Source organism: Pseudomonas sp. 2 (genome assembly GCF_056627435.1).
In genome coordinates, this window is the sequence record NZ_JBWXNG010000014.1 from 179,495 (window position 1) to 185,758 (window position 6,264).

At 62.5% G+C, this 6,264-nt stretch carries 6 protein-coding genes; 5 read left to right on the forward strand and 1 reads right to left on the reverse strand.

The features are described 5' to 3' along the window. Window positions 1–23: 23 nt before the first annotated feature. Window positions 24–917: a LysR family transcriptional regulator gene (locus AC1MEK_RS22095; RefSeq protein WP_480398408.1), complete on the reverse strand. Its 894-nt coding sequence runs from the start codon at window positions 915–917 to the stop codon at window positions 24–26. A 151-nt stretch (window positions 918–1,068) separates the two neighbouring features. On the opposite strand from AC1MEK_RS22095, the gene AC1MEK_RS22100 reads away from it, so the two are divergent. Genes AC1MEK_RS22100 through AC1MEK_RS22120 form a run of 5 tightly spaced genes read left to right on the forward strand, consistent with a single transcriptional unit; the run spans window position 1,069 to window position 6,124 of the window. Next, complete coding sequence (locus AC1MEK_RS22100) at window positions 1,069–2,106, forward strand: amino acid ABC transporter substrate-binding protein (protein ID WP_480398409.1); 1,038 nt, start codon at window positions 1,069–1,071, stop codon at window positions 2,104–2,106. A gap of 37 nt (window positions 2,107–2,143) precedes the next feature. Beyond that, complete coding sequence (locus AC1MEK_RS22105) at window positions 2,144–3,298, forward strand: amino acid ABC transporter permease (RefSeq protein ID WP_480398410.1); 1,155 nt, start codon at window positions 2,144–2,146, stop codon at window positions 3,296–3,298. Window positions 3,299–3,300: 2 nt separating this feature from the next. Then, window positions 3,301–4,395 (forward strand): amino acid ABC transporter permease, encoded by a 1,095-nt coding sequence (locus AC1MEK_RS22110; RefSeq protein WP_480398411.1) that lies wholly within the window; start codon window positions 3,301–3,303, stop codon window positions 4,393–4,395. After that, window positions 4,392–5,168 carry an amino acid ABC transporter ATP-binding protein gene (locus AC1MEK_RS22115; protein ID WP_480398412.1) on the forward strand — a complete coding sequence of 259 codons (777 nt, stop codon included), beginning with the start codon at window positions 4,392–4,394 and terminating at the stop codon, window positions 5,166–5,168. The genes AC1MEK_RS22110 and AC1MEK_RS22115 overlap by 4 nt, the downstream gene beginning before the upstream one ends. Further along, on the forward strand, window positions 5,165–6,124 hold the full coding sequence (locus AC1MEK_RS22120; protein ID WP_480398413.1) for an isoaspartyl peptidase/L-asparaginase family protein: 960 nt from the start codon (window positions 5,165–5,167) through the stop codon (window positions 6,122–6,124). Before AC1MEK_RS22115 ends, AC1MEK_RS22120 begins: the two co-directional genes overlap by 4 nt. Window positions 6,125–6,264: the final 140 nt, after the last annotated feature.

The window sequence follows — 6,264 nt, forward strand, 5'->3', positions numbered from 1 at the left end:
CAGGCCGGGCGGGGCGTTTTCGTTCAGGCCGGCTGCGTCTGTTGCGCGTTGAGCTTGGCCCAGAGGCGCTGGGCTGACGGATTGCGGTTGTCGCGCCAGCGCACCAGGATGATTTCCAGGTGGTCGGACTCCATGTCCGGGTACAGGCGCACCAGCTCCTTTCGTTCGATCAGCGGGGCGACCATGCTGTGGGGCATGCAGGCCACGCCCTGGCCGCTGGCGACCATGGGCTTCAAGGCTTCCGACACCGTGGCTTCGAACACTTGGCGCAGGCGGTGGGGCTGCGGGTGGCGACTGATCTGCAGTCGTGACATTTCGTGCAGTTGTGCGCTGCGCGCATAGGTCAGCATCGGAATCGGTCCGTCGGACATGGCGCACCGTGCTGCCAGTTCCGGCGTCGCTACCCAGTACAACTCATCATTGCCCAGCGACAGCACCTCGAAGTCCCCTTGGCGCGAGTACGACTCGATTTTCGCATCGCGGTAGAACAGCACGAAGTCGCAGCGCCCGGAGACCAGCGCCATGTAGTAATCGTCGGTGCTGCGATAGCCCGTGTCGATGCGGGTGAACATCGGGGATTCCGGCGAATTCAGGCGGCTGATCCATTGCGGGAAGAAATTGCACGCCAGGGTGTGCAGCGAAGCGAAGGTCAGCGGGCGGTCCACGGCCTTGACGCTCTGCTCGCAATCACGGGCCAGGCGCACCAGCTCGACCACGTTGGGCAGCAGCGCCTCGCCGGCGGCCGTGAGCCGGATCGGGTTCTTGGCCCGGTCGATCAGCGTCGCGCCCAGGTGGGCTTCGAGCAGCTGAATGCGCCGGCTCAAGGCCGACTGGGAAGAGCGACGCATGCTCGCCGCGGCGGTGAACTTGCCGGTGTGGACCAGCGCCAGAAAGTCCTCGTACCACTCGATATCCATAGAGTTATTCCAAAATTCGATAGCGTGGTCAGGATAGTGGATCAATCGCCGCTATCACCCATTCCCACCACTGTTTAAGGTGGAGCCAGTCGCCACCTGCCGGTTCGCTGTGGTTTTATCCAACATAACAAGATCTTTCTGGGGCAATGATATGCATAAATTGAATGGAGCACGGCGTTTGTTGAGCGCCTCACTGTTGGCGCTGGGCGTGATCGCAGCAGGCACGGCACAGGCAGGTGTGGTGGACAAGGTCAAGGCGCACGGCGCCTTGCGCTGTGGCGTCGCCTCGGACAAGCCCGGTTTCTCGCTGATCGACGACAAGGGCCAGTGGACTGGCATGGACGTGGACCTGTGCCGCGCGGTCGCCGCAGCCGTGCTGGGCGATGCCGACAAGGTCGAGTACATCGCCACCACCGGCAAGAACCGCTTCACCGCCCTGGCGTCCGGGGAGATCGACGTGTTGTCGCGCGCCACCTCCTGGACCGCCGACCGGGTGGCCAACCTGGGTGTGGACTTCACCACCGTCTGGTTCTACGACGGCCAGGGCTTCATGGTCCACGCCAAGGACGGTATCGAGAAACTCACCGATCTGGACGGCGCCACCTTCTGCCTCTCGCCGGGCACCACCTCCGAGCAGAATCTGGAAGACTACTTCGGCCAGCGCGGCCTGACCTACAAGACGGTCATCATCGAGAAGAGCCCGGAGCTGTTCGCCGCCTTTCAGAAAGGTCGCTGCAACGTGATTTCCAATGACCAGTCGGGGCTGGCCTCGCGTCTGGCATTGATGAGCAATCCACAGGACTACGCACTGCTGCCGGAAGTGATTTCCAAGGAGCCGCTGGGTGCCTATGTGGCACAGGGCGATACCGTCTGGCGCAACATCGTGACCTGGACGGCCTACGCGCTGATGACCGCCGAGGAGCTGGGCGTGACTTCTGACAACGTCGACCAGTTGCAGGCCAAGAAGGATGCGCCTGCCGACGTCGCGCGCCTGCTGGGCAGCGATGGCAATGTGGGCAAGTCGTTCGGTCTGGACAACCAGTGGGCGTACCGCGCGATCAAGTCGGTGGGCAACTATGGCCAGGTCTACGAGCGCAACCTGGGCGAGAAGACCGGGATGCATTTCCCTCGCGGCCTCAATCGGTTGTGGAAAGACCAGGGCCTGATGTACGCGCCGCCGATCCGTTGATGGCGGTCGATCGTTCATTGAACAACGGAAAATGCTCATGTTGACCCATTACCTGCAAAAGGCTCGGCTGGTCAGTGCGTTGCAGCAGGCGGCGGTGCTGGGCATCGTCGCCCTGGTGCTGTACCTGCTGGCGCACAACGCCAGCCTGAACCTCAAGGCGCTGAACATCGCCTCCGGTTTCGATTTCCTCTCGCAACGGGCCGGTTACGACATCAGTTTCAAACTGATCGATTACACCCCCGACGACACGTACACGCGGGCCTACGCGGTCGGTCTGCTCAACACGCTGCTGGTTTCGGTCATGAGCATCGTGCTGGCAACGCTGCTGGGCCTGGCGCTGGGCCTGGCGCGGGTTTCGGAAAACTGGCTGATCAGCCGCCTGAGCAGCGCGTGCATCGAGTTTCTGCGCAATGTGCCGCTGGTCGTCCATGTGGTCTGGTGGTACGGCCTGGCACTGGCATTGCCATCGGTCAAGCAGTCGATTCCGATCTTCGGCGTGGCGTTTCTCAACAATGGCGGGCTGATCCTGCCCTGGCCTGCGCACGGCGGTCTGATGGGCTGGGCTGTGCTCTGGGTGCTGGCAGGCGCGATGCTGGCGTGGCTGTTTTGCCGGGTGCGCGAAGCAAAAGCGCCTTACCGAAGTTTCGCCGCGCCACGCTGGCCGTTCATGCTCGCGGGGGCCGTGTTGCTGCCGGTACTGGCGGGCCTGCTTAGTGGCGTGCATTGGCAATGGGAGTTGCCGGTGCAACGTGGCTTCGGTTTTAAAGGTGGCGTGGTGCTGGTGCCCGAGCTGCTGGCACTGTGGCTGGCCTTGTCGTTCTACAGCGCCAGTTACATTGCCGAGACCGTGCGCGGAGCCATCGAATCCGTCCATCGCGGGCAGTACGAGGCCGCCAAGGCGCTGGGCTTTGAGTACGGCAAGACCATGCGCCAGTTGATCGTGCCTCAGGCCATCTACCCGATGATTCCGCAGGTCACCAACACCTACCTGAACATCGTCAAGAACTCTTCGCTGGGCGTGGTCATCGGTTTCATGGAGCTGGTGTCATCCACCGGTGGCACGACGCTGAACCAAACCGGCCAAGCCATCGAGTGCATCGCCCTGGTAATGGGCACCTACTGCGTGATCAGCCTGCTGATCTCGGTGGCGATGAACCTCTACAACCACCGCATCGGGCAGCGAGGGCACTGAGCATGACTGTGATGAATCAACCCTCAGGCCGGCGACTGCCTCCACAGTTGCCGCTCGCGCAGCGAGCCACTCACTGGGCGCGCAGCCAGCTGTTTCCGAGCATCGGCCACAGTGTGCTGACGCTGGTGGTATTGGGCCTCTTGCTGTGGCTGGTGCCGACTGCGCTGAACTGGCTGATCTTCAATGCCACCTTCGTCGGCCAGAGCGCCGCCGACTGCAACGGGCAGGGTGCCTGCTGGCTGCCGATCACTCAGCGCTGGAGTCTGTTCGTCTACGGCTTCTACCCCGACGCCGAACGCTGGCGGGTCACGCTGGCCATGGTGCTGGCGGTCATGGCCTTTGTCCTACTGTTCTTCAAGCGGTTGGACCGGCGCATCCTCATCGGCTACCTGGCACTGCTGCCGGTGGTGATGTGGTGGCTGCTCAAGGGTGGCGCCGGCTTGCCGGAAATCTCCTCGACCAAGTTCGCCGGGATGATGGTGACGGTGTTCCTCGGCACAGTGGGCATGGTCTTCGCGTTGCCCCTGGGCATCCTGCTGGCGTTGGGCAGGCGCTCGAAGAAGCCGGTGGTGCGCATGCTGTGCGTGTCCTACATCGAGCTGGTGCGTTCGGTGCCGGTCATTTCGCTGCTGTTCATGGCGTCCTTGATGATCCAGCTGTTCCTGCCGCCGGGCATGGCGTTCGACATTCTGCTGCGCGTGCAACTGGTGCTGATTCTGTTCACGGCCGCCTACATGGCCGAGACCCTGCGCGGCGGCTTGCAGAATCTGCCCAAGGGGCAATACGAAGCGGCGCAGGCGCTGGGTTTCGGCTACTGGAAAACCATGGGCCAGATCGTCCTGCCACAAGTGCTCAAGCAATGCATCGCGCCGTTGCTGACGCAATTCATCGGCCTGTTCAAGGAAACCACCCTGGTGATGATCGTGGGCGTGCTGGACATCGTCGGCATCGCCATGAGCACCGTGGCTTCGCCTGAGTGGGTTGCCTTCGGCCATGAGATTTATCTGTTCCTGGCCATCTACTTCTTTGTCATCTGTTTCGCGCTGTCGCGCTATGCGCGCCATCTGGAACGCAAACTGGAGCAAAAGCGCTCATGAACCCTGCCCAACAAGCCAATGGCCAGTCCATTGTCAACATTGACCGGCTGAACAAGTGGTTCGGCAACACCCATGTGCTGCGCGACATCTCGCTCTCGGTGGCGCCCGGGGAGAAAGTGGTTATCTGCGGCCCTTCGGGATCCGGCAAGTCGACGCTGATCCGCTGCATCAACCAGCTTGAGCAGCATCAGGAAGGCACGCTGACGGTACTGGGCGAAGTGCTCGACGGCAGCGTGAAGAAGCTTGATCGCATTCGTCGTCAGGTCGGCATGTGCTTTCAGCATTTCAACCTGTTCCCGCATTTGACCGTGCTGAAAAACTGCACCCTGCCGCAGACCTCCAACCTGGGCGTGCCCGAAAAGGAAGCCATCGAGCGGGCGCTGGGGCTGCTGGCGAAGGTCAAGATGAGCGACCACGTCAACAAGTTCCCGTCCCAACTGTCCGGCGGCCAGCAACAGCGTATCGCCATTGCGCGTGCCCTGTGCATGCAGCCCAAGGTCATGCTGTTCGATGAGCCGACGTCGGCGCTGGACCCTGAAATGATCGCCGAGGTGCTGGATGTCATGAGTGGCCTGGCCCAGGAAGGCATGACCATGATTTGCGTGACCCACGAGATGGGCTTCGCTCGTCGGGTGGCTGACCGTGTGATCTTCATGGACCGCGGCGAGATCGTCGAACAGGCCCCACCGGAACGCTTCTTCACTTCGCCTCAATCTGAACGCACCCGCCTGTTTCTGGGGCAAATCCTTGATCATGGAGTACACCCGCAATGAGCCGTCCCATCGCAATTACCCTGCACGGCGGTGCCGGTGTCCTGACCCCGGGCATGCTCAATGAGCAGGATGAAACCGCTATTCATGACGCGCTGCTAAAGGCGCTGAAAGCCGGGCTTGCCGTGCTGGAGGCCGATGGTTCGAGCCTGGATGCGGTACAGGCCAGCGTGATCGAACTCGAAGAGTGTCCCTGGTTCAACGCCGGCAAAGGCGCGGTATTCACCCACGCTGGTGATCACGAGCTCGACGCCGCCATCATGAACGGTGCCAATCTTGAGGCGGGAGCCATTGCTGGCGTGCATCACGTGCGCAACCCCATCCGCGGTGCGCGGGCGGTCATGGAGCGCAGCGAGCACGTGCTGCTGGCCGGGCCTGGCGCCGATGCGTTCCTGGCCGAGCAGGACCTGGAGCTGGTGGACAACGACTGGTACAGCACGCCGCTGCGCCGTCGCCAGCTGGAAGCGCAGCGCCAGCAGCCGGAGGTGGTGTCGCTGGAACCTGGCGGCGTCGAGAAGAAGTTCGGCACGGTCGGCGCGGTGGCGCTGGATCGTCACGGCCATGTGGCGGCTGCGACGTCCACCGGTGGCATCACCAACAAGCGTTACGGGCGGGTGGGCGATTCACCGTTGATTGGCGCGGGCACCTGGGCCGACGACCGCAGTGCCGCGATCTCTGCAACCGGGCATGGCGAGTATTTCATTCGCACCGTGGTCGCGCACAACATCGCTTCGCGGATTCGCCTGACCCAGTGCGACCTGGCCACGGCCTGTGAGCAGGTGGTGCAGGGCGAGCTCAAGGGCCTGGGCGGCAGCGGCGGGGTGGTGGCGGTCACGCCGGACGGGCAGACGGTGATGAGTTTCAACACCCCGGGCATGTACCGCGCCTGGCGGGATGCCGAGGGCGGGCTGCATACGGCGATCTATTCCGGGGATGATCGGTTGCACCCTCAGCCCTGACATTTTGATGTGTCAATGCACCTCATTCGGTGAGAGCTGGATGGGGTGTTTTTGTTTTTTGGGGGGGATGTGGGGTGTCAGATGTGAATCTGTTGTTTGTTCGATTGCCTCCGGCGGGTCACTTTCGAAAAGCGCGAAAG

Excerpts from the sequence above, each read along its gene's own strand:
- AC1MEK_RS22120 (WP_480398413.1), top strand. The coding sequence starts at position 5,165 with ATGAGCCGTCCCATCGCAATTACCCTGCACGGCGGTGCCGGTGTCCTG.
- AC1MEK_RS22110 (WP_480398411.1), top strand. The coding sequence starts at position 3,301 with ATGACTGTGATGAATCAACCCTCAGGCCGGCGACTGCCTCCACAGTTG.
- AC1MEK_RS22100 (WP_480398409.1), top strand. The coding sequence starts at position 1,069 with ATGCATAAATTGAATGGAGCACGGCGTTTGTTGAGCGCCTCACTGTTG.
- AC1MEK_RS22115 (WP_480398412.1), top strand. The coding sequence starts at position 4,392 with ATGAACCCTGCCCAACAAGCCAATGGCCAGTCCATTGTCAACATTGAC.
- AC1MEK_RS22105 (WP_480398410.1), top strand. The coding sequence starts at position 2,144 with ATGTTGACCCATTACCTGCAAAAGGCTCGGCTGGTCAGTGCGTTGCAG.
- AC1MEK_RS22095 (WP_480398408.1), bottom strand. The coding sequence starts at position 917 with ATGGATATCGAGTGGTACGAGGACTTTCTGGCGCTGGTCCACACCGGC.